Origin of the sequence: Clostridioides sp. ES-S-0123-01 (genome assembly GCF_020658415.1) — a bacterium.
Lineage (GTDB): Bacteria > Bacillota > Clostridia > Peptostreptococcales > Peptostreptococcaceae > Clostridioides.
This window is the reverse complement of record NZ_JACVWD010000003.1, coordinates 372,244-396,508: the sequence shown is the minus strand read 5'-3', so window position 1 is coordinate 396,508 and position 24,265 is coordinate 372,244. Positions and strand designations below refer to the sequence as shown.

The window sequence follows — 24,265 nt, the reverse complement described above, 5'->3', positions numbered from 1 at the left end:
ATTAAGCTAATGCGTTAACCAATTCTTTTATAGTTTCTATTGATTTTGGATGACGAAGTATAACTGCGTTTGAACCACCTACTAAAACACTTGCTGCAGTTGAAACTTCCATTGCTATAGTTCTTTCTTCTGGACAACCCCAATCTGGTTCATCTTCTACTGGAGCTATAGCTTCTTTAACATGACCTACTTCGAAAGCTACTGGTGTTATGATAGGCATTTGTAATGTCTTATCATTTTGACCAAATGCTGCAAGTCTAATTCTATCCATAGTAGATGCAACATATTCATATCCATAACCAACTGCTGAACATCCAACATTCATAACTATATTTTCACCTTTAACGCCTAATTGAGTTAACAGTACGTTTAATTGTTTTGCTAGGTTTATATCAACAGAAGATTCTGCTCCAACTTTGTGTGAATAAGCCATTCCAGCTGATGCTCCTACTCCTTTGTAGTTATCTTCTACTGCTGACATAAATAGACAGTTATGCCCATCCAACGCTTGAGCTAATTTTTCAAACAGTTTACCATCTTTTTCATGATTTCCTGAACCAGCTACTACTAAAGGCAATGTTATTGCTTCAACTACTGCTTTAGCAACTTCAGCACAGTCATCAACTGATTTATCTAATCCATTTGGGTCAGAACCATCAAATTTTAAACAAATAAAATCTGCTTGTGTATTAGCTTCAACATATTTAGCCCATTCTACTGGACAATTAGCTACATCTTTGTATAACTCTTTATATGAATCAGTCCAGCTTTCAGGATAAACATCTGATATTTCTATACCTATTTTTGGAGTATTCCCTACTTCTCCATCAAAACTATAAAAAGGTAATACATTTTCCCCACCTAATTTAATTGCTTTTTCCCCTATTCCTACTTCAACTTCTGATATTTTTCCAGAATATTTTTGAGTAGACATTTTAAATGCCATATTTTTTTCCCCCTTAAGCCTATTTTAATTCTAATTTAGCAAAAATCTCTTTCATAGCCACTTTAGATTTTGAATCTTCAGGTAAATTAACTAAAGGAATACCTGTAGAATCATATTCATATATCAATTCATCCATAGGTACAACACCAATTAGCTCTAGGTTATGTTTTTCTATTTCCTCTTTAACACCATCATTCATAACCCCATTTGGAACCTTATTTACAATTAGAAGTATTCTTCCAACATTTAATTTTAGTTCCTCAGCTAAATCTCTTATTCTAGCAACAGCTTGTATGCTACGTCTTGAGCAATCACTAACCAATAAAAGTGTATCAACATGTCTAGTAACTTTTCTGCTTAGATGTTCCATACCAGCTTCGTTGTCCATGACTAAGTATTTGTAGTGACCAGATATTTTGTTTACTTGTTCTCTAAGTATCCCATTTACAAAACAGTAACATCCTTCCCCTTCTGATCTCCCCATTACTAACAAGTCATATCCTTCTCCTTCTTCAATTATAGAATTTAATCTAAATTGTAGATATTGTGCTTTTGTCATACCACCTGGGAATGCATTGCCTAACTTTTCTCTTTGATTTACTTCTTCTCTTATTTCTCCTATTGTTGCTTCAACTTCAATACCTAATACTTCATTTATGTTAGCATTAGCATCAGCATCTACAACTAATACTGGTCCCTTATTGTCCTTAACCAAATAATCAATCAAAAGCCCTGTGAGACTTGTTTTACCAGTTCCACCTTTTCCTGCAACAGCTATATTGTATCCCATTTTAAGACTTCCCCCTTAAATCTAGCCACAGAGCCTTATGTACTCTGTTTACTTATTATAATTTAGGTACAGAATGAACACATTCTCCATGTACATCATGAAGTGCTTCCATTAGTCCTTCAGATAAACTTGGATGTGGATGTATTGCATCCCCTACTTGTTCTACAGTTAATCCTAGATGAACAGCAAGTGATAACTCTGTTAATAAATCTGTAGCATGAGGACCTACTACTGCTGCACCTATTATTTTATCTGTTTCTTTATCAGCTATTATTTTTACAAATCCTTGGAAATGTCCTATAGCCTGTGCTTTTCCAAGTCCTCTAAAATCAAATTGACCTACATTGTATTCTACACCTTCAGCTTCAAGTTGTTTTTCAGTTTTACCAACACCAGCAACTTCAGGTTCAGTATAAACACATCTTGGAATTGCTCTATAATCTACTACTTTAGTTTTTCCTAAAGCATTTTCAACTGCAACAATACCTTCTTTAGAAGCAACATGTGCTAAGAAAGGAGTATCTATTATATCACCTATTGCATATATACCTTCTACATTAGTTTCAAGATGCTCATTAACTACTACTTTTCCTCTTTCCATTTCAATTCCTATATCTTCTACTCCAGAATTATCAAGGTTAGGTCTTCTACCAACACATACTAATGCATATTGTGCTTCTATAACCTTTCCATTAGAAAGAGTTGCAACAGCTTTACCATCAACTACTTCACAAGTTTGTACTCCAATACCTGTAATAACTTTAATCTTATCTTTCTTAAATTGTCTAAGTAGTTGTTTTGCTACATCTTTATCTTCATTTAATAGTATCTGGTCAACCATTTCAACTATAGTTACTTCTGTTCCTAAGGCTCTAAAGAATTGCCCTATTTCACATCCTATAACTCCACCACCTACTATTAACATAGATTCAGGTATATCTTCAAGTCCAAGAACTTCATCACTAGTTATTACAATCTTTCCATCATATGGGAACATTCTTGGTACAACTGGAACAGAACCATTAGCTAGTATTATCTTATCAGCTTTTATAGATTCTACTGTTCCATCATCTTTTGTTACTTCTATAGTATTTTTATCAATTAATTTTCCAAAACCATTAACTAGTTTTACTCCTCTTTTCTCAAATAGGAATTCTATACCACTTATTAATTGATTTACAACTTTATTTTTTCTTTCCATTATGGCAGTGAAATTTGGTGTAACTGTACCATCTATCTCTATACCAAAATCCTTTGCTTCCTTCACAGTATTTAATACCCCTGAAGAAGCAAGAAGTGCTTTAGTTGGTATACATCCTGCATTTAAGCAAGTTCCTCCTACTCTTCTTTTTTCAACAACTGTCACCTCTGCACCAAGCATAGAAGCTTTTATAGCTGCTACATATCCTCCTGGTCCACCACCTACTACTACTATTTTCATCCTTAATTCCCCCAAACCTTATAATCTACAATCTTGTAATACTATAAACCTGCGGCATCTAGTATAGCAGGTATATTTTCTTCTGCCCCAATTGCCATTATATGAACACCATCACATAAATCTTCTTCTTTTAATTGTTTGATAAGTTCTCCTGCCATTTTTATTCCTTCACTTACCCAGTTTTCTTTTCCAGCTGCTCTTAATCTTTCGATTTGTTCATCTGGCACAAATATTCCTGGTACATTTGCAGTCATAAATTTAGCCATTCCTGGAGATTTTAAAGGTACTATCCCTGCCAATACCTTGCAATCCATATCTCTTGTTAGTTCTCTAAACTTTCTCATTGTATTTATGTCATAAAGTGCTTGAGTTTGGAAAAATTTAGCTCCAGCTTTTATTTTCTTTTGCATTTTTAATAATTGAACTTCTATTGGAGAATATTCTGGAGTTACTGATGCTCCTAGATAAAAATCTGGAGAACCTTTTAATTTATTACCAGCCATATCCGTACCTGCCATTAGAGTTTCAGCAGTTTGAAGTATCCCTACAGAGTCTAAATCAAATACACCTTTAGCTTGTGGATGGTCTCCTACGCTAGTATGGTCTCCTGTTAATGCCAACAAGTTGTTTATCCCAAATACACCTGCTGACAACATTTCTCCTTGTATAGCTATCCTATTTCTATCTCTCCCTGTTATTTGAATCACTGGCTCTAATCCAGCATCTTTTAGTAATTTACATGTAGCAAGAGAAGTTGCTCTCATAACTGCTGATTGAAAGTCTGTCACATTTGCTGCATGAACTCTTCCAACTAACGGCTTTGCACATTCAATTAAATGTGAAAGGTCAGTCCCTTTTGGAGGAGCCATCTCAGTAGTAACTGCAAATTTTCCACTCTCTAATGTTTCTCTTAATAAGCTCATCTCTAATCCCCCTTTTAACCTTCTAAAAAAAACTTTTATGAATTGGCTGTTGCTTCTTTCTTTTTCTTTGCACTTAAGCTTCTTGGATTATTTTGCTTAGAATAGTCTTTTGGCGGTCTTATTTCTGCTAAATTATCTAATTGCCCTATAGATTCCAATCTTTCATATATTTTTATCCAAGCACAATCATTTTCTGGATTTACTTCACATTTACCATTTTTAGCTCCACCACAAGCCCCATTCATAAGACCTTTAGCACACATAGTTACTGGACATATTCCACCTGTCCAACCAAGTTCACAGTCTCCACAAGCCTTACAGGCTTCCTCATATTCTCCAACCCTTTGTACTTCCCCTATAAACAAAGTGTTGTTAGCTGGATAAACTGGTTTATTTTTTAGGTTTTTAACTATTGTTTGTGTCCCATCTCCACATGCTAAAGATAAAACTGCATCAGCTTCTTTAGTTTCTTCTTTTAGAGCCTTTAAGTCCTTTTTAGACTTTAAAAGGTTACAAGCAGGATCAAGCATTACATATCCTAAGATTTTTTTGCCCTCACCTTCAAGAGTTTCCTTCATTTTTAGAACTTCTTCTTCTCCACCACTCTTACAAGTCGCTGCACATTGATTACAACCAACTAAAACTAGCTTGTCAAAATTCTTTAAGTACCCTAGCACTTCTTCCAATGGTTTATTTTCAGAAATTATCATATCTACTTCCCCCCTAAACCTTCCACAATATCTATCTATTTATTGTTTTGCAACTTACAAGCTTTAACTACATGTTTTGCAAGTATAGATGTTGTAACTGAACCAACCCCCGCTGGAACTGGAGTTATCATCGATACTTTATTTAAAACTGCATTTGTATCAACATCTCCACATAAATTTCCTTCTTCATCAACATTTATACCAACGTCTATAACTACTGCTCCATCTTTCACAAAACTTTCATCTACCATCTTAGCTCTACCAATAGCTGCTATCAATACGTCCGCTTCTGCAGCTACATCTGATAAGTTTTTAGTCTTTGAATGGCATATTGTAACAGTTGCATGTTCACTTAATAAAAGCATTGATACTGGCTTCCCAACTACCATTGATCTTCCAAGAACTGTTACCTTACTTCCTTTTAAATCAACATTATAATGTTTTAATATTTCTACTACTGCTGTAGGAGTACATGGTGGGAATCCACTCTTATCTCCTTCCATGACTTTAGCAGAGTTTATTGGGCTAAAACAATCTACATCTTTTTCTGGTGCAATGACATATTTTATAACTTCTTCATTTAAGTGTTTTGGAAGTGGTCTAAAACATAATATACCATTAACATCCTTGTCATCATTAACTTTCTTTAAAACATCAATATATTCTTCTTGAGTTATATCTTCAGCTAATTCCAACACTTCAGTTGTTATACCAATGTTTTGACATCTTTTTAGTGCTCCTCTTTCATATGATAAATCATCGCTTCTTGCTCCAACTCTAACTATTGTTAGCTTAGGATTTATACCTTCTTTAACTAGTAACTCGACTTCTTTTATTAAGTCTTCACTAATCTTATCAGCTACAGGTTTTCCTTTTATAATCTGTCCTTTAGTTGACATTACTTCCATATATTCACAACTCCCCTACAAGCAAACTTAAATTAATTTATTCTATATACCACATATTAATAACATAGTATCTACTTTCGTCATTTAAAAATTATTTACCAAGCGCTTTTTCAACTTTAGCATAAACTTCATCACAAGTTTTAACGCCATCTTCAACTAATTTATCTACTTCTGTTTTTACTTTACTAACATATTCTTGATCTTGTATAGAATTTATATTTATAACTACATTTAATTGTCCACCAAGTATAGCAGCTCTTAAACATTGAACCCCTACACCAACGTCGCTTATAGCAAGTCTTGAACCTTTATCAACTAAATCTTCATGTAACTTAATAGCTTCATAACAAACTCTTACTATATTTAATGGTACTTCACAAGCAACTTTTAGCGCTTTTTCCATTGTTTCTGCTTTTATTCTTTTTTCCTCTTCTGTTTCTTTAGGAAGCCCATAAGCTTTTGATAATGGTAAGAAACATTCTGCATCATCATCTATCATTTTTAATAAATCTTTTTCTAATTTTCCTGCTTTATTTAATATATCTTTTACACTTTCTTCATACTCAGCATACTTTTTCTTTCCTATTGTAAGATTGCATACCATACTCCCTAAAGCCATACCAATTGCACCAACTAGTGCGGCAGCTCCTCCGCCACCTGGTACTGCTTCTTTAGAAGATAGTACTTCTACAAAATCAACACAAGTTTTATCTGCTATTTTCATGATAATCCTCCTTAAAAGGATGTAGGAAAATATCCTAAATTATCTTAGAGATATTTCCTACTCTTTATTTATAAATTAATACACTTAGAATAATCCAGCTATTACTCCATTTTCATCAACATCTATTTTTTCTGCTGCTGGAACTTTTGGTAATCCTGGCATTTTCATTATTTCTCCAGTAAGTGCAACTATAAATCCAGCTCCTGCTGAAATTGATGCTTGTCTTACAGTTATTCTAAATCCTGTTGGTCTACCTAATTTAGTTTGGTCATCAGTTAAAGAATATTGAGTTTTAGCCATACATACTGGAACTTTAGTAAATCCAAGTTTTTCTAAGTTAGCTATTTCTTTATCAGCTTCTGGAGTATAATCTACACCATCTGCTCCATAAATCTTAGTAGCTATAGCATTTATCTTATCTTTTATAGATAAATCATCTTCATAGCAGAATCTAAAATTATTTTCTTCTTCATCTAATAATCTTAAAACTTCTTTAGCTACTGCAATTCCACCTTCTCCACCTTTTGCCCATACTTCAGAAAGAGCAACATTAACGCCTAATTCTTTACACTTGTCTTCAACAAGTTTAAGTTCAGCTTCAGTATCAAGTGGGAATCTGTTTATTGCAACAACTGCTGGTAATCCATATACTTGAGTTATGTTTTCAACATGTTTTAATAAGTTTGGAAGTCCTTTTTCAAGAGCTTCTAGATTTTCTTCGTTTAAGTCTGCTTTAGCAACTCCACCATTGTATTTTAATGCTCTTACAGTAGCAACTATTATAACAGCATCTGGTTTTAAATTTGCCATTCTACATTTTATATCTAAGAATTTTTCTGCTCCAAGGTCAGCACCGAAACCAGCCTCAGTTATTACATAATCTGCAAAGTGCATAGCCATTCTTGTAGCTATAACAGAGTTACATCCATGAGCTATATTTGCAAATGGTCCACCATGTACAAATGATGGTGTTCCTTCAAGAGTTTGAACTAGGTTTGGTTTTAAAGCATCTTTTAATAATGCAGCCATAGCACCATTAGCTTTTAATTGTCTAGCTGTTACAGGTGCACCTTCGTAGCTATATCCAACTATTATGTTTCCTAATCTTTCTTTTAAGTCAGCTATATCACTTGCCAAACAGAACGCTGCCATTATTTCAGAAGCAACAGTTATATCAAATCCATCTTGTCTAACTGCTCCATCGCCTTTTTTACCCATACCATCAACGATATTTCTAAGTTGTCTATCGTTCATGTCTACACATCTTCTCCAAGTTATTTTCTTAGGGTCTATTCTAAGTTCATTTCCTTGATGAATATGATTGTCAAGCATAGCAGCTAAAAGGTTATTAGCAGCTCCTATAGCATGAAAGTCTCCTGTGAAGTGTAAGTTTATATCTTCCATAGGAACAACTTGTGCATATCCTCCACCAGCTGCCCCACCTTTAACACCAAATACTGGTCCTAGAGATGGTTCTCTTAGAGCAACTAATACATTTTTATCTAATTTTGCAAATGCATCAGCAACACCGATAGTAGTAGTAGTTTTTCCTTCACCTGCTGGAGTTGGGTTTATAGCTGTAGTTAATATTAACTTGGCTTTTTTCCCAGTTTCTCTTTTTAGTAGATTGTAGTCAACTTTGGCTTTGTATTTACCATATAGTTCTACATCTTCTTCACCTAGTCCTAATTTTTTTGCAACCTCTCTAATATCTTGAGGTTTAGCTTCTTGAGCTATTTCAATGTCAGATTTAAATCCCATAACTGAATCTCCTCCCACAACCTAAATAGATTTAAAATATAATTTTTGTATAAATTGTATTAATATGTAAAAATTATATTTTATAAGATAATTATACATGTAAAATTGCTTAAAAACTAGCTACTAAGCTATTAAAATATCTTTAACTTAATAGCTAGTCATTTATCTAATTAATCATTTATTACCTATCTAATACCTATTTATTGCCTTTAACCAACAACCCAATTATAAATCAAAATTTCTATTTATCTTTAAGTGACATTAATTTCTCTTTTATTTCTTTAATTTGTGCCTTTGTTGTTTCACTAGAATCATATGGAGATTGATTAGCTCTATCAGAATCTATAACATCTTGATTGTAATAGATAAATCCTAAAGATTCCCCATCTTCTAAGTTTTGTATTATAAATTCTTCATCTTCTTTATTTCTGATTTTGTTACCTACAACAAATACCTTATTTACGCCTATATCATGACCAAGTTTTTTAACTTTTCTATATGTTTGGAGACTTCTTTCTCCTGGCTCTACAACTACTATAAAAGCATCTACACCTTGAGCTGTTCCTCTTCCTAAGTGTTCAATTCCAGCTTCCATATCCATAACAACTACATCTTTATTTTGTAGTATTAAGTGTGAACAGAGTCTTTTTAAAAGAACGTGCTCTGGACATACACATCCAGTGCCACCAGAATCCACTGTTCCTAATGTAAGTAATCTCACTCCGTTGTATTCTTTACAGAAATTTTCAGGTATATCGTCTACTTTAGGATTCATCTTAAACATTTTTCCAAATGAACCTACAGAAGCAGCTGTTCTATCTGAAACTAACTTTTTCATTTCTGATATAGGTACTATTGATTCATATACTTCTTTTGGAAAACCTAGTGCTAAAGCTAAATTAGCATCAGGATCGGCATCAACAGCAACAACTCTGTATCCGTCTTCAGCAAACATCCTAGAGAGCATTGAAGAAAAAGTCGTTTTACCTACTCCACCTTTACCTGTTATTGCTATCTTCATAATCCCTACCACCTTTATTACTATTTGCTTTTTATTTTATTTATGTTTTAGTGTAGTTATCTATTTTTTAAACACTAAAAATAAACTACAGCTAGTCCTTACAGGAACCAATTACATTTACCCTACTAGCTTTTCAAAGCAGCATGTATAGTTTTAGTATTCTTCATTATATTGTTTATATTTTATTTATTCAGTATATTCATTGTATTTTGATGTTCTTTTCTTTAATATTTGACTTTATTCAACTATAAAACCTTTATTTAGATATAAAATCGTTTTTTCTAAGGCTTTAGCCATTTTCTAAGCTTCTGCTTCAACACCCATTTTTTCTTCAACTAATGCTTCGAAGTGAACACGTTTCTTTTCTATATCTTCTATTATTGTAGCTGCTAACTCTTTTGGATTTGTATTTACAGTAAATGTTGCACCAACTTTATCTTTTAATTCGCTAGTTAATATATCTACTGCTCTTGAAGAACCAGCTATTGGAGGCATTATTCCTAAGTAAGTGTCTATACCAGAAGCTACAACATAGCATCCTATAGCAACTGCTTTTTCTGACATCCACTCTGGAGCTATACCTACAACTGGAAGGTCACACATATCCATATCTAAGTAATTAGCTGCTGCTCCAACTAAATCTAATATACGGCTTATATCAACGCAAGAACCCATATGTAGTACTGGTGGGATTCCTACTAATTTACAGACAGTTGCAAGACCTTTACCTGCATATTTTTCAGCTGCATCAGTTTCCATTAAACCAAATTTAGCTGCTGCTGAAGCACCACATCCTGTAGTAACTACTATTATGTCGTTTTTAATTAATTCTTTCATTATTGTTACGTGAGCCTCATTTGAAACTCCTTTAGCATTGTTACATCCAACTACACCAGCTGCTCCTCTTAATACTCCAGATTTTAAACAGTCTGTTAATGGCTTAACTGTTCCTGCTGGATCTATATGAGAGTTTACAACTCTGTCTAATTGATTTACTACTGCTTCTACACTATACCCAACTGTTGCCCCTGATTTTAATTCAGGTATAAGTACTTTTGATTTATCTCTATTTTTAAAGTTTAAGATAGCTTCTTTAACTATTGATTTAGCATCATCAAGAGCTTGTTCTTCTCTAAATTCAATATAAGTTGAACCTGTTATTTTAGCTTTTGGAGAAGTTGTTACAAATTTAGTGTGGTAACAATCTGCTACTCTAGCTAGTGCAGGGAATATACATTGAACGTCAACTATTACAGCCTCAACTGCTCCAGTTACTATTGCAAGTTCTTGTTGATGGAAGTCTCCTGCTATTCTTACACCATGTCTCATTGTAATTTCATTACCTGTACAACACATACCAGCTAAGTTTATTCCATCTGCTCCAACTTCTTTAGCTAAAGCTATTAAGTCTGGTTCTTCTGCAGCTAAAACTATCATTTCTGATAATGCTGGCTCATGTCCATGTAATATTATATTAACTTTATTTTCTTCTAATACTGCTAAGTTAGCTTCTGTTCTTCTTGGTACTGGAGTTCCAAATAAGATATCGCTTAAACGAGTACCTATCATAGAACCACCCCAACCATCAGCCATAGAAGTTCTTAGACTCATGTGTATTAAACTATCTATATCACCAGTACAACCTATATGAGTAGAGTGCATTATTGTTGCAATTTCTCTATCTATAGCTCTTGGTTCTATAGCATATTCTTTCCATATTTTTTGTCTTGGTTCTGGCGCATTTTTTATAAATCTTAATGTCCCAAAAGGTTTACCAAATTCCATTAATGCAATTTCTGCCACTTCATGTGCTACATCATAGATATCTCTACCTTCTGTTTCTACATCCCATTCTTTAGCTAAAGTAATTAATTTAGCTTCGTCTCTTATTTTATAGTTTCCATTTGGATCAGCTAATGCTAATGTATGTGCTATATCTCTAGCATGGTCTGAATGGGCAGCTGTCCCACCAGCAACCATTCTTGCAAAGTTTCTACCTACTATAGTGTGTTCGTCTGCTCCACATAACCCTCTTGGAGTTTTAGGACTTATTCTACATGGTCCCATTCCACATATTCTACAGCAAACCCCTTGAAGACCAAAACCACATTGTGCTTTAAAGCCTTCTTTTCTATCATACATTGTTTCTACGCCTTCTTCTCTAGCTTTTGCTATCATCTTCTGGCTGTTTAAATCAATTGTTAACATTTTTTCATCCATATTCCTATCCCCTTTTTTTGATTTTTAAAATCCCCCAGGTGACTGACTTCATGTCATAAAATAATAAAATAAATGCTTTCTAAGTTGATTATATACTAATTTTCAGCACTTTGCTTTAGATTTAAATATTTTTTTAACAAAATTAGATAATACATAAAAATTTTATTTTTAATACCTAATTTAAGTTAATTTAACTACTCATTTTTGGCTATTTTTTAATACTTGAGCCTACTTTTTTGATATTTTAGTTTAATTAAATTATGTTTTGATTTTTTTAAATCAATTTTGAATTATTTCTAGTCAATTTTTTGATATTATATCTTATTTGTGTGTTTATTATTTCTCACTACTTTTTTGGACTTGTTACAGATTTTTACTCCCTATACCATAATTAGTAAAAACTTCTTAGAATAGCATTTTTTGGACTAATTTTTTGAAATTTTTTTATTTTTCTTACTTTAATATTAATTATAGCTTCAAATTGAACATTTGTATATATTCATTTGAAGCTATAATTATTTTTTATATAAAATTTTTTTAATATTGCATTAATTTAGATATTATGACTACATTTTATCTTTTAACGCAATTTATTTTACACACTTAATGTTTTTATTTCATACTTTTAGCTACAATAGCTCCATACGCAATAGAGTACAATTTAGATTCATGTGAATCAGCTCTTGATACTAAAACTATAGGAGCTTTTGCGCCCATAATTATACCTGCTGATTTAGAATCTGCCATGTATGTAAAGGCTTTTCCTATGCCATTACCAACTTCTATTGTTGGAACCAACATAATATCTACATCTCCAGATACTTCACTTTTAAATCCTTTTATCTCACTAGCTTCTTTTGAAACTGCTAAGTCAAAAGCTAAAGGACCTTCTACAATTACATTATCTCCAAATTCTCCTGCTTGACAAGCTTTTGCTAGCATATCTGCATCTACAGTAGCTTGCATTTTAGGATTTACTTTTTCCTTAGCTGCTAAGCATGCAACTTTTACAGTTTCCATACCTAAAGCTTTTGCTGCTTTTATAGAATTTTTTAATATCTTTGCCTTTTGTTCATAGTCAGGAGCTATATTCATTCCTCCATCTGTAGTTATCAATAGCTTATGGTATCTTTCTAACTCATATACCATAACATGACTTAATAAACTATCAGTTCTAAGACCATAATCTTTATTTAACACTTCTTTCAAGATAACGGATGTATCTAATAAACCTTTCATTACAAAATCAGCTTCTTTACTTGATACTAATTTAACTGCTATTTCAGCACAGTCTTTAATATCATCCTTGTCAATAATTTTAATTCCACCCAAATCAAATTCTATTTCTTTTGATATTTCTCTTATCTTTCCTTCATTTCCAACCAATATAGGAGTAATTATATTTCTTTCTACAGCATCCTTTATAGCCATTAAAACTTCTTTGTCGTGAGCTGCTGCTACAGAAAGTACTATTTTTTCTCCTCCTTTAAGCTGCTCTAAAATATCATCTAATTTCTTTATCAAAAGTAACCCCTCCCTTATATATATTTAACTAAATAATACCATATTTGATATGTCTTTTATCAATTTATTTTTTATGTTACAAAAAATTTGTACAACTAAAATCTGCTTTAATATTTAATTATTATAAATTCAAGATACTTATGAAATATAATATTACAAATAGTAAATAAGAGTAAAAATACTTAGACAAAGTAAATAAAAAAAGTGGTACAACATAATAAATGTTCTACCACTCTTAATTAATAAAATTTAATAGCATCAGATAAAACTCGCTAGCATCAAATCTAACCTAATAAAGTAAAACCTAATAGAATCTAATACAATCTAATAACATTCTTACTTATTTATACCAAGCTCTCTTAAACAAGCAATCGTAATCTCATCCTGTGGATTTAATTCATAAGCTCTTTCTATATAGTAAGTTGCATCATCAATTTCACCATTGTTTAAGTAAGCCATACCTAAATTACAAAGAATTTCTGGGCCCTCTTTTATCTTAGCAGCTTGCTCAAAATACTCTATTGCTTTATCTAAATTATATTTAGAAGCTTCACAAAGCCCTAATTCAACTATAGCATCTACTTGCTTAGGTTTTATTACTAATATCTTCTCAAAATACATCTTAGCCTGCTCTATTTCGCCCATACCCTTATATCCTAGCCCTATCATAAACAGCAAATTCCACCAATCCATATGTTCTTCTTCCAGTGGCAGTAATTTTTCTAATCCCTCTTTAAACTTACCATGGAATATAAGTGTATATCCTTCTTCATACTGTACTTTAAAATCCATCTTTCCTAAATTTTCTTGTATCTCAGCCACTAAGTCAGCATCTAAACCTAATCTTAATGCATCTTCCCATGTCAATTTAGTCTTCAAATATTGACCTTGATTATAATAATGATAACCTAAATGATAATAACCTAATGCAAAATCATTATCAATATCTATTATCTTTTCAAGTTTGGCCATTGCCTCAAGTAAAAATGCATTCATAGCCTTATCATCTAGGTCTTTTTGATATTGTTTTGCTATCTCTTGGCACACAATTGCATAATTATACATTGCATCTAAATCATCTGGATACATAGTTATAAATGCTTTTATATATATTAAAGAATCTGTATGCTCTCCAATCTCAAAGTATTTTCTAGACATGTATCCCATATATGCTTTTAAATCTAAGTTAATATCCTTAGACAAAGCATCTAAAAACTTTTCATATTCTCCATTATTTTTAAATTTACTATCTATACCAATTATATATATCATTGCATCTGCTATAGACATTGAGTTTAACTTATCTTGAGCAGTTTTTTCTTTTATACCTTTTACTAGTACCTCATTTTTTATAGGTACATCTAGCCCACCTTTTGGCACATCATAACTCTTTAATTTAAATTCTCCACCATGCTTTATAGTTATAAAAGCTAGTTCTTCTGCCTTCTTCAGTAAATACTTTTCTATTTTAAAATCCATTGTTTCCTCCTAAATACTTAAATTTCTACTTTATGAGTTTTAGATTTCTCAAATATTTTTTTATCATCATATTCAAATAAGACTATATTTTCTTCTTCTCTTATTTCTGTATTTATATTATTTTTTAAATCCACAATATTAAATTTAAATGGTTCAAAATGAACATATTTTATTATATGTTTTGCTGGTTTATCAACAAAATTAGGTAGATATGTTGATAAGTTATCATTATCTTGTAAAAATACATGACATCTATTCTTAAAGTCATCCACATCTAACTTATTAAAAAACTGTGGTATATTTGATGTCTTACCTAGTGAAATGTAGTCATACTTTAATATATCATTAAATACATCATTGTCTATATTTATTTTTTCATTATAGAAATCCAGTAATATTTTGTATAATTGATTTTTCCCCTGTGCCAAGTCAAAATACCCATTTTCATCAAAGTACTTAGCAAAAGTTTCAAAAAATTTAAAAGGACTTTGTTTATAAAATTTGCCTATAATATATCTCATGGACAACACAAAGTTTTTAGAATTGTAGTATCTTTCAAGTACATCTTCTATATCCTTTAATTTCAATGTTTCTTCATAGCTTATATAATTATTGTATAAAAACTCATATGGAGCATAATCCTTATATTTAAATCCATGCTCATCTGCTACCTTTCTCATACCTGTACCCTTAATCATCTTTAAGAAACCTAATTGTAAGTGTTCTATCCCTAGATTAAATACATCATTAAATGAGTTCTCAAAGCTTTCATAATCCTCATAGGGAAGTCCTGCAATTAAGTCTAAATGTTGATGTATATTTCTATAAGATGCTACTGTCTGAACAACATGAGATAACTTTTTGAAATCATCTCTTCTTCCTACTGCATCAAGTGTTTTTTCATTTGTCGACTGTACTCCTATTTCAAACTGGAAAAGCCCTTCTTTACAGTCAGCCAAAAACTCTAGCATCTTGTCATCTATCAAATATGCTGTAACTTCAAAATGATAGGTTGTATATCCATTATCATTTTTCATAAGAAAATCCATAATTTCCATAGCTACTTTTTTATTTGCATTAAAAGTTCTATCAATAAATTTAATTTGTGAGACTCTTGCATCTATTAAAGCTTTTAAATCTCTTTTTATTCTATCTAAGCTGAAATATCTCAGACCAGGAATGGTAGAAGATAAGCAGTATTGACAGTTAAATGGACAACCTCTTGACGACTCATAATATACTATTCTATTTTCATATTCCTTTGGATTTAAATTTTCATAAGGACTAGGAATCTCGTCCAAATTTTGAAGAAGTTCCATAGGTTTATTTACTATTATCTCGCTTCCTTGTCTATATACCAATCCGTCTACACTTTTTATTTCTTTTTTTCCTTTAAGATGAAGCACTAAATCTCTAAAGATTAATTCTCCTTCTCCATAAAGTATATAATCTACAAAATCGTATTTCTTCATTGCCTCATAGCTATCATAACTCACTTCTGGCCCGCCCAAAGCTATTTTAGTATTTGGTCTAATTTTTTTTAGATTATCACAAAGTTTAACTATATCTCCTATATTCCAGATATATGTTGAGAATAAAATTATATCATATTCATTTTTGTATATATCTTTTAAAATATAATCTAAGTCATTGTTTATCGTATATTCTTTCATGTCAACTTCTAGCAAATTCCTTACAAATTCTTTTAGGTATCTTATAGCTAAATTTGTATGAATAAACTTAGAATTCAACGTTGTTAATAAAATTTTCAAATATTTCTCACCTCTTTTTAATATTATACTGCTTTTTGTACCCCTTATAGGTTAAAATAGTATATGTAAAGTCTATATAACATTTATATAATTAGATTATTAATTTCAAGTAATGTGAGGAAAGGAAGTTTTTTATGGAATTAATTGAAAAAGTATCTATCAACTCTTTATCAAAAAGAGATTTACTGCTTATTATAAAGTCTCTTGAATACACTAATGAAAATACCCAAATTAGTGATTTTATCGACCTTAGAAATAATATAGTAAAAGAATTATGTTTCTTAACTGACACTAAAGAAAAAGATTTTTTGGATTACTTAGAAAAAAACAGTAATCTCTAGTAACCTAAACCTTTTTAAACTTTAATATATAAATACCTGATTTAGAATGTATCTTTATGCTTAATATATTATCACTAAAGGTTTTCGACATAACTGTTATTTGATTAAATATGGGGTCTATTGTAGTATCGCCTTCTTCAAGGCTTATAAGACTTCTTGGTTCTATTTTTTTATTATACATTTTAACCCCAATTTTATATTTTCTCAACTTAACAACATATTCTGACATAGAAAGAATAAAATCTATATTATCTTCGTTTAATTCAGTCTCTTCACCTAAAATAGATAATATAGATTTTTTCATGCTTTTAATTCCTTCATTTTCTACATTTCTGTCTTCTATATAAATATCATATAAAATATTTAAAACACTTGATAGAATACTTTCTTCATCATAATCTTCATATTTTAAATCAATATATTTATCAATTAATTGTATTGTGCCTATCCTTGCCATCTGAAACTTTACAATATCAGACTTGTCTAATTCTATAGAAAAACCTATTATCTTGTCTTTAATATTTTGTAGTAATTCGACATATTCAATTTTACTGTTATTTATAAGATTGTGCATAACAGAATTATATGCTACAGAACTTAATAAATAATCAAATAAGAATTCCTCTTTTCTAAAGTAACTCACATATTTTTTTATTAATTTAACAACCTCATCTTCACTTTTTTGAATATTAGTATTTGATAAAATTAATGGTAATAAAATATTTAAAAAATTGACATTACCTATTTTTTCTCCATAAAATCTAAAGTAAATAAGTTCATCTTTCAATCTCTTTTCGTCTATATATACACATCTTTGAGTTTTATCATCTATTAAGGATTTTGTATTTATTATAATTAAATCTTTAAGAGTCTTACTTCCATTATTAAAAGAAGATGTGTAGACTTTTTTTATTAATACGTCATTCATAAATATATCCTTTCTCAAAAACTTAATTTAAATATCCTGCTATTAAAAAAAAAGAGACAGCCCGTTAAGAAGCTGTCATATATAGGGGGATAGTAGTGTACAAAAATCATTGTAATCTACTATCTATATATTATTATACGATACTACTTTTTTATATGTAAAGCATCAGTTTTCGACATCCCTATATTCTACAGTTATACAAATTGCGTACTAAGTTCAATTTTATTCTTTTTATTTCAACATTTTGTTGTATTACATTCTTTCTGGAGCGTGCATTCCCAACAGCTTCAGAGAATTTTCTAAAGTTTGTTTTGTGGCTTGTACCAAAGCAAGTCTCGATTTTCTAATCTCTAAATTTTCCACTAAAATTGGATTGTCATGATAAAATTTATTAAACGCTTGAGCTAAATCTAGCATAAATCTTGTAACTATATGTGGTTCATTCTTCTTTAGAGCAAGTAAAATATTTTTATTAAATGACTCTATAACTCTAAGAACTTCTGCACTATCTTCATCAGCCAATAGACTATAATCTATATCAGAAGTGATTTCTTCTTTTGCTTTTCTTAAAACTGCACAACATCTAGCATGTGTATATTGAACATATGGCCCAGTCTCTCCATCAAAGCTTAATGTTCTTTCCCATGAGAAAGTATAGTCTTTTATTCTACTATTAGATAGTTCTTGGAATACTACAGCTCCAACACCTACTTGTTTAGATATTTCATCTACATTTTTAGCATCTGGGTTTTTAGTTAGTATAATATCCTTAGTTTTATCTATAGCTTGATTTAATGCATCTTCTAAAAATACAACTCTTCCTTTTCTAGTTGACATAGTCCCTTCTTCAAGAGCTACCATACCAAATCCAACATGCACTAAGTCTTTTGCCCATTCATATCCCATAAGTTCAATTACTTTAAACCATTGTTGGAAATGTAGGTTTTGTTGAGAACCAACTACATATATACACTTATCAAAATCATAAGTTTCTTTTCTATATATTGCCGCAGCTAAATCTCTTGTCATATATAATGTTGAGCCATCATTCTTAGTAATAAGAGCTGGTGGCATCTTATATTCTTCTAAATCAACGATTCTTGCACCTTTAGACTCTTGTAAAAGATTTTTCTCTTCTAATAACTCTATTACTCTGTCCATCTTATCAGAATAGAAACTTTCACCTGCTAAAGAATCAAATTCTATATCTAAAAGTTTATATACTCTACTAAATTCTTTTAGACTTTCATCTCTAAACCATTGCCATAATTCTTTTGCTTCTTCGTCACCATTTTCTAATTTAGTAAACCATGCTCTTGCTTCATCTTCCATTTCTGGATGTTGTTCTGCTTCCTCATGGAATCTTACATATAATTTTAATAATTCTGGGATTGGATTAGATTCTACTACTTCCTTTTCTCCCCACTTTTTAAAGGCCACTATTAACTTACCAAATTGAGTTCCATAGTCACCTAAATGATTTATTCTTATAGTTTTGTATCCTTGTGATTCATATATCTTATATAGAGCATTACCTATTACTGTAGTTCTTATATGCCCTATATGGAAAGGCTTTGCTATATTTGGAGAAGAGTATTCAACTATTACAGTTTTATCTTTTCCAAAATCACTACGACCATAATTTTCTTTTTCATCTAATACTTTTTTGATTACAGTTTCTGCTAATTGAGATTTGTTTACAAAGAAATTCACATATCCGCCTAATTGTATTACTTTTGTTATCTCTCCACTAGCTTCTATACTTTCTGCTAATTCACTTGCTATCATGTTTGGAGCTTTTCTAAATACTTTAGCTAATTTAAAGCATGGAAAAGCATAGTCACCCATGTCCTTGTTTGGTGGAACTTCTATAAGTGCCTCTATCTCTTCTATCGACAGTTCTTCTATTTTCTCTTTAAGGCAATTTGATATTGCTACCTTGAAATCTTGCATCTTGTTGCTCCTCTCTACATTGTTCCTGGTTTATATTGTGCTTATCTCTTTATGTTAAATCAAATTTAGTGTTTTTTCAAGTATTTCATTACAGGGCAAAACACTTTAATAATTATGTTTTCTGTATATATTAAAAATACTATAATTACAGTTTTTATCTATACGATTATTGCTTTTCTATAAGTCTTTTTCACTCTTGACTTTTATTCCTTCTTCTTCCAGTAACTTTGCTGTGATACCTTTCCCTGGTATTTTTTTGCCTGAAAAACTACCATCATACACTAGATTACATCCACAAGAGGGGCTACCCTCTTTTAGTATTGCTTCGCTACATACATATAATCTTGCTATTTTTAGAGTTTCTTCAGCCCCTCTTACAAAGTTTTCTGTTACATCTTTATTATCTTCTTTTGTGATTACTTTTCCATCAACTATCTCAGCAGGAGGTCTTGGTGTAGATAAACCACCTAACTGTTCTGGACATACAAGAGTAAAATCTTTACCTTTTAGGTATTCTTTTACTTCTTCATTTTCATTATTATCGCCACTATATTTACAATTTATTCCTATTAAACATGCAGATACTAATATCATAAAAATGTGCTCCTATACAAATTATTTTAGTTTAACAATTGTTACTCCTGCTCCACCTTCTCCATACTGGCCACCTCTTTGTGATTTTACATGTCTATTTTTTCTTAAAATGTCTTGTAGTCCTGATTTTAGCACTCCTGTACCAATTCCATGTATTACTGTTACAGATTCTAGACCTGCTACATATGCATCATCTAGATATTTTTCGACTTCCATTATAGCTTCTTCTAAATTTAAACCTCTAAGGTCAACTTCACTTTTTATATTTCCAGATTTTGCCCTTATGATATTTCTTGTTGATTTAGTAACGTGTTTTGAAACATCCTTGTGAGATTTTTGTAAAGATTTAAAAGGTAGAGTCATCTTCATTATACCAATTTGCACTACTGCTTCTTTTCTCTTTTTGTCTACAGAAACCACACTACCATTTTGATTTAAAGTTATTACTCTAACTTCTTCCCCTGGTTTTAGGTCTTTTATTTCTTTACTTGAAACTTTTGGAACTATCATACTTTTTACTGTCGGTTGAAGACTTCCCATAGAACTAGTCAATTCTTTTCTAAGTTCTTCTATTTTACGATTTTTTTCTTTAGAAGCTCTTTCTTGTTCTAAACTTCTAAGTTCCTTTATTATAAGGTCTACTTCTTCCTTAGCTTGTCTTGTTATTGAAAATGCTTCTGATTTAGCCTTTTCAATCATCTTATCTCTTTGAGTAACTAATTTTTCAAGTTTTTCGTCGTATTCTACTTTTAGTCTTTCTATCTCTTCCTTCAATCTCTCAGCTTCTTCTCTATCTTCAATAGCTTTGATTCTGTTCTTTTCAACATTTTGTAATACATCTTCTAAAGCTATGTTATCTGTGTTTATATATTCTTTGGCACGTGAAATTACATAGTCACTAAGTCCAAGTTTTCTGGAAATCTCAAACGCATTTGATTTTCCAGGAACACCTATAAGTAACTTATATGTTGGACTTAAAGTTTCTATATCAAATTCAACTGCTGCATTTTCTACACCAGATTTAGTAAGAGCATAATTTTTAAGTTCACTATAGTGAGTAGTTGCTATACATTTCGCTCCTACAGAGTTTATATCTTCTAATACTGCTATTGCAAGTGCAGCTCCCTCAACAGGGTCTGTTCCTGCTCCTAATTCGTCAAATATAACTAAAGAGTCTGCTGTTACGGTTTTTAGTATTGATACTATATTTGTCATGTGAGATGAAAATGTAGATAAACTTTGCTCAATACTTTGTTCATCTCCTATATCTGCAAATACATTATCATATACACACATACTACTTCCATAATCAGCAGGTATGTGAAGTCCACTTTGTGTCATAAGTGCAAATAAACCTACAGTTTTTATTGTAACTGTTTTACCACCTGTATTTGGACCTGTTATTACCAATGTGTGGAAGTCTCTTCCTAAATAAATAGTATTTGCCACTACTTTTTTCTTATCTAATAGTGGATGTCTTCCATTTTTTATATTTAAATATTTATCCTCATTTAATGTAGGCTCTATACCTCTCATCTGTATAGAAAGTTTTCCTTTTGAAAATGCAAAGTCTAATCTTCCAAGCATCTCTTGATTGGATATCAAATCTTCACTTACTTCTCCAACCATTGCAGAAAGTTCTGATAAAATTCTCTCTATCTCTTCTTGCTCTCCTAATTTTAGCTGTCTTAACTCATTGTTCATCTCTACTATAGTCATTGGCTCTATAAAAAGTGTCGCACCAGAAGATGACTGGTCATGTACTATACCAGCTACTTGCGACCTATATTCAGATTTTACAGGTACTACAAATCTATCACCTCTTAGAGAAATTATGGCATCTTGTAAGTATTTTTGATAAGTAGTTGAACTTATTATTGAATTTAATTTAGACCTAATGGATTGATTTTTCTGAGCTATTCTTCTTCTGATATCTCTAAGTGTACTTGAAGCATTGTCAGATATTTCTACTTCACTTATTATCGCATTGTATATCTGTTCTTCTATATCTTTATATACATATAGAGAATTTGATAGAGATTGTATTATTGGATAATTAAAATCTTCTTCATCACTGCTAGATAGACTATTTTTTAATCTTCTAGCTACTCTTAAAGTATCCGCTATCATAATTAAACTTCCTGGGTCAAGAGATGCACCTATATAGGCTCTTTTAACCTTATCTTCTATATCATGAATACCATCCAAACCTACTGAACCTCTCTTTATAATAATTGATTGAGCTTCACTAGTTTCTTCTAGCATGGACTTTACTTCTACAAAATCAGTATTTGGAACTAAACTTTCTATATATTTTAGACCTAAAGAAGATGAGGCTTTCTTCTTTAATAAATCTATTATTTTATTGTATTCTAGAACTCTTAACGATTTCTCATTCATTTTTCTATATTCACCATCCTCAATATTTTAACTTTTTTCTTTAATATTTAAAATGTATGCTTTCCAAGCATTTTCAATAAAAACTGCAAGTTTTATTTCTTTTTTATTTCTAAATTTATTATATTTTTTCTCTTTTAGATATATTTTAAACATATTTTGTATTATACTATGTATGTAGCTATCTATATATTATACATAAACATGCTTTATTTGTAATATAATCTGTTAAAAAATCTTCTTTAATATTTTTTAAAGGAGTTTATTTTAGCTTATTTTATAAAAATAGCTACTTATATAGATAAATTAAGGAGGAACACAAGTCATGGGAAACGTATTAGAAGGATTAAAGCCAGAAAATGTTTTTAAAAACTTTGAGAAAATATCTCAAATTCCTAGAGGTTCTGGAAACGAGAAAGGCATAAGTGATTATTTACTTAGCTTTGGTAAAAATTTAGGGCTTGAAACTATCCAGGATGAAAGTTTAAACATAATAATAAGAAAGCCTGCTACAAAAGGATATGAAAATTGTCCAGGAGTAGTTCTTCAAGGACATATGGATATGGTTTGTGAAAAAGAAAAGAATGTTGAACACGATTTTCTTAAAGACCCTATAAAATTAAGAATTAATGGTGATATGATATACGCTACTGGAACTACTCTTGGAGCTGACAATGGTATCGCTGTTGCTATGGGTATGGCTATATTAGAAGATAATACTTTAGAGCATCCAGCATTAGAAGTTTTAGTTACTGTTAATGAAGAAGATGGTATGAACGGTGCTGATGCATTAGACCCAAGCTTAATCAAAGGTCAATATATCCTAAACATGGACTCCGAGGAAGAAGGATATCTATTAGTTAGTTGTGCTGGTGGTAAAACTTGTGTTGTTAGTCTACCTGTTGAGTACAAAGAAGTTGGAGCTGACAAGCAAGCTTTATTAGTTGAAGTTACTGGATTATTAGGTGGACATTCTGGTATGGAAATTGTTTTACAAAGAGCAAATGCTAACAAAGCAATAGCTAGAGTATTAAGCGTACTAGATGTTGATTACGAATTAGTTTCAGTTGATGGTGGTACTAAGCATAATGCTATACCTCGTGAAGCTAAATGTGTAATAGCTGTTGATAAAGCTGATGTTGAATCTGCTAAAAAACAAATAAATGATATTTTAACTGCATTTAAACATGAGTTTACTACTTCTGACCCTGATATGGCTTATTCAGTAGTTGAAACTTCTGCAACTAAAGCTCTTACTAAAGACTGCAAAGAAAAAGTTATTCAAATGTCAAGCTTAACTCCTCATGGTGTTCAATCTGTAAGTCTTGATATAGAAGGATTAGTTGAAAGTTCTACTAACTTTGCTATAATTGAAACTAAAGAATCAACTATTGAATTCTTAACTTCTGTTAGAAGTTCTGTTATGTCTATTAGAGATGAGATAGCTGATAGAATAAGACTTTTAGCTCAAGCTTTAGGTGCTGACTATGGTCTTACATCTCAATATCCAGCTTGGGAATTTAAAAAAGGTTCTAAATTAGAAAAAATATGTAGTGAAACTTATGAGAAATTAACTGGTAAAGTTCCTACTGTTATGGCTCTACATGCTGGTCTTGAGTGTGGATTATTACTTGATAAACTTCCTCATGCTGAAGCTATATCTATAGGACCAGATATGTTTGATGTTCATACTCCAAAAGAACACGTTAGTATACCTTCTATTGCTAATGTTTGGGATTATGTTATTGAAATATTAAAATCTATGAACCAATATTAAGACTAAGTTTTAAGAAGCAGATTTTAATTCTAAGTAAATCCATATAAAATTAACCT

General features: G+C 31.1%; 19 protein-coding genes. 2 read left to right on the top strand and 17 right to left on the bottom strand.

Features of this window, described 5'->3' with window-relative positions; translation table 11 throughout:
• Position 1: 1 nt before the first annotated feature.
• The 13 genes from acsD to IC175_RS08710 all read right to left on the bottom strand — a co-directional run bounded on the left by acsD (position 2) and on the right by IC175_RS08710 (position 16,219).
• Positions 2-946 carry an acetyl-CoA decarbonylase/synthase complex subunit delta gene (gene acsD / locus IC175_RS08770; protein ID WP_227433446.1) on the bottom strand — a complete coding sequence of 315 codons (945 nt, stop codon included), beginning with the start codon at positions 944-946 and terminating at the stop codon, positions 2-4.
• A 19-nt stretch (positions 947-965) separates the two neighbouring features.
• Positions 966-1,736, bottom strand: a complete 771-nt coding sequence (locus IC175_RS08765; protein WP_021383511.1) for a carbon monoxide dehydrogenase accessory protein CooC — start codon at positions 1,734-1,736, stop codon at positions 966-968.
• Between the two features lie 55 nt (positions 1,737-1,791).
• Complete coding sequence (lpdA, locus tag IC175_RS08760; protein ID WP_227433447.1) at positions 1,792-3,177, bottom strand: dihydrolipoyl dehydrogenase; 1,386 nt, start codon at positions 3,175-3,177, stop codon at positions 1,792-1,794.
• Between the two features lie 41 nt (positions 3,178-3,218).
• Positions 3,219-4,100 carry a methylenetetrahydrofolate reductase gene (locus IC175_RS08755; protein ID WP_003432262.1) on the bottom strand — a complete coding sequence of 294 codons (882 nt, stop codon included), beginning with the start codon at positions 4,098-4,100 and terminating at the stop codon, positions 3,219-3,221.
• 35 nt (positions 4,101-4,135) lie between these two features.
• On the bottom strand, positions 4,136-4,810 hold the full coding sequence (locus tag IC175_RS08750; RefSeq protein ID WP_227433448.1) for a methylenetetrahydrofolate reductase C-terminal domain-containing protein: 675 nt from the start codon (positions 4,808-4,810) through the stop codon (positions 4,136-4,138).
• A 35-nt stretch (positions 4,811-4,845) separates the two neighbouring features.
• Positions 4,846-5,718, bottom strand: coding sequence for a bifunctional 5,10-methylenetetrahydrofolate dehydrogenase/5,10-methenyltetrahydrofolate cyclohydrolase (locus IC175_RS08745; protein WP_227433449.1), 873 nt, complete (start codon positions 5,716-5,718; stop codon positions 4,846-4,848).
• Between the two features lie 91 nt (positions 5,719-5,809).
• Positions 5,810-6,442 carry a cyclodeaminase/cyclohydrolase family protein gene (locus IC175_RS08740; protein WP_227433450.1) on the bottom strand — a complete coding sequence of 211 codons (633 nt, stop codon included), beginning with the start codon at positions 6,440-6,442 and terminating at the stop codon, positions 5,810-5,812.
• 84 nt (positions 6,443-6,526) lie between these two features.
• Positions 6,527-8,203: a formate--tetrahydrofolate ligase gene (locus IC175_RS08735; RefSeq protein ID WP_227433451.1), complete on the bottom strand. Its 1,677-nt coding sequence runs from the start codon at positions 8,201-8,203 to the stop codon at positions 6,527-6,529.
• A 241-nt stretch (positions 8,204-8,444) separates the two neighbouring features.
• Complete coding sequence (locus IC175_RS08730; protein WP_227433452.1) at positions 8,445-9,224, bottom strand: AAA family ATPase; 780 nt, start codon at positions 9,222-9,224, stop codon at positions 8,445-8,447.
• Positions 9,225-9,524: 300 nt separating this feature from the next.
• Entirely contained in the window at positions 9,525-11,444 is a 1,920-nt protein-coding gene (gene cooS, locus IC175_RS08725) for an anaerobic carbon-monoxide dehydrogenase catalytic subunit (protein ID WP_227433453.1), read from the bottom strand.
• 612 nt (positions 11,445-12,056) lie between these two features.
• The gene (locus tag IC175_RS08720; protein ID WP_227433454.1) at positions 12,057-12,968 is read right to left on the bottom strand and encodes a bifunctional enoyl-CoA hydratase/phosphate acetyltransferase; all 912 of its coding nucleotides are present in this window, start codon (positions 12,966-12,968) and stop codon (positions 12,057-12,059) included.
• Between the two features lie 336 nt (positions 12,969-13,304).
• The gene (locus IC175_RS08715; protein ID WP_227851439.1) at positions 13,305-14,447 is read right to left on the bottom strand and encodes a tetratricopeptide repeat protein; all 1,143 of its coding nucleotides are present in this window, start codon (positions 14,445-14,447) and stop codon (positions 13,305-13,307) included.
• Between the two features lie 17 nt (positions 14,448-14,464).
• Positions 14,465-16,219 (bottom strand): B12-binding domain-containing radical SAM protein, encoded by a 1,755-nt coding sequence (locus IC175_RS08710; protein WP_227483006.1) that lies wholly within the window; start codon positions 16,217-16,219, stop codon positions 14,465-14,467.
• Positions 16,220-16,353: 134 nt separating this feature from the next.
• Here IC175_RS08710 and IC175_RS08705 point away from each other — a divergent pair, with 134 nt between their 5' ends.
• Positions 16,354-16,560, top strand: a complete 207-nt coding sequence (locus IC175_RS08705) for a hypothetical protein (protein ID WP_227433457.1) — start codon at positions 16,354-16,356, stop codon at positions 16,558-16,560.
• Between the two features lie 4 nt (positions 16,561-16,564).
• Here the strand turns inward: IC175_RS08705 and IC175_RS08700 are convergent, their stop codons facing one another.
• The 4 genes from IC175_RS08700 to IC175_RS08685 form a co-directional block, all read right to left on the bottom strand.
• Positions 16,565-17,488 (bottom strand): hypothetical protein, encoded by a 924-nt coding sequence (locus IC175_RS08700; RefSeq protein WP_227483007.1) that lies wholly within the window; start codon positions 17,486-17,488, stop codon positions 16,565-16,567.
• 252 nt (positions 17,489-17,740) lie between these two features.
• Positions 17,741-19,441 (bottom strand): arginine--tRNA ligase, encoded by a 1,701-nt coding sequence (argS, locus tag IC175_RS08695; protein ID WP_227433459.1) that lies wholly within the window; start codon positions 19,439-19,441, stop codon positions 17,741-17,743.
• Positions 19,442-19,618: 177 nt separating this feature from the next.
• Entirely contained in the window at positions 19,619-20,035 is a 417-nt protein-coding gene (locus IC175_RS08690; protein WP_227433460.1) for a DUF523 domain-containing protein, read from the bottom strand.
• A gap of 21 nt (positions 20,036-20,056) precedes the next feature.
• The gene (locus IC175_RS08685; protein WP_227851438.1) at positions 20,057-22,435 is read right to left on the bottom strand and encodes an endonuclease MutS2; all 2,379 of its coding nucleotides are present in this window, start codon (positions 22,433-22,435) and stop codon (positions 20,057-20,059) included.
• A 322-nt stretch (positions 22,436-22,757) separates the two neighbouring features.
• Between IC175_RS08685 and IC175_RS08680 the strand changes: the two genes are divergently transcribed.
• Positions 22,758-24,209, top strand: coding sequence for an aminoacyl-histidine dipeptidase (locus IC175_RS08680; RefSeq protein ID WP_227851437.1), 1,452 nt, complete (start codon positions 22,758-22,760; stop codon positions 24,207-24,209).
• Positions 24,210-24,265 lie beyond the last annotated feature (56 nt).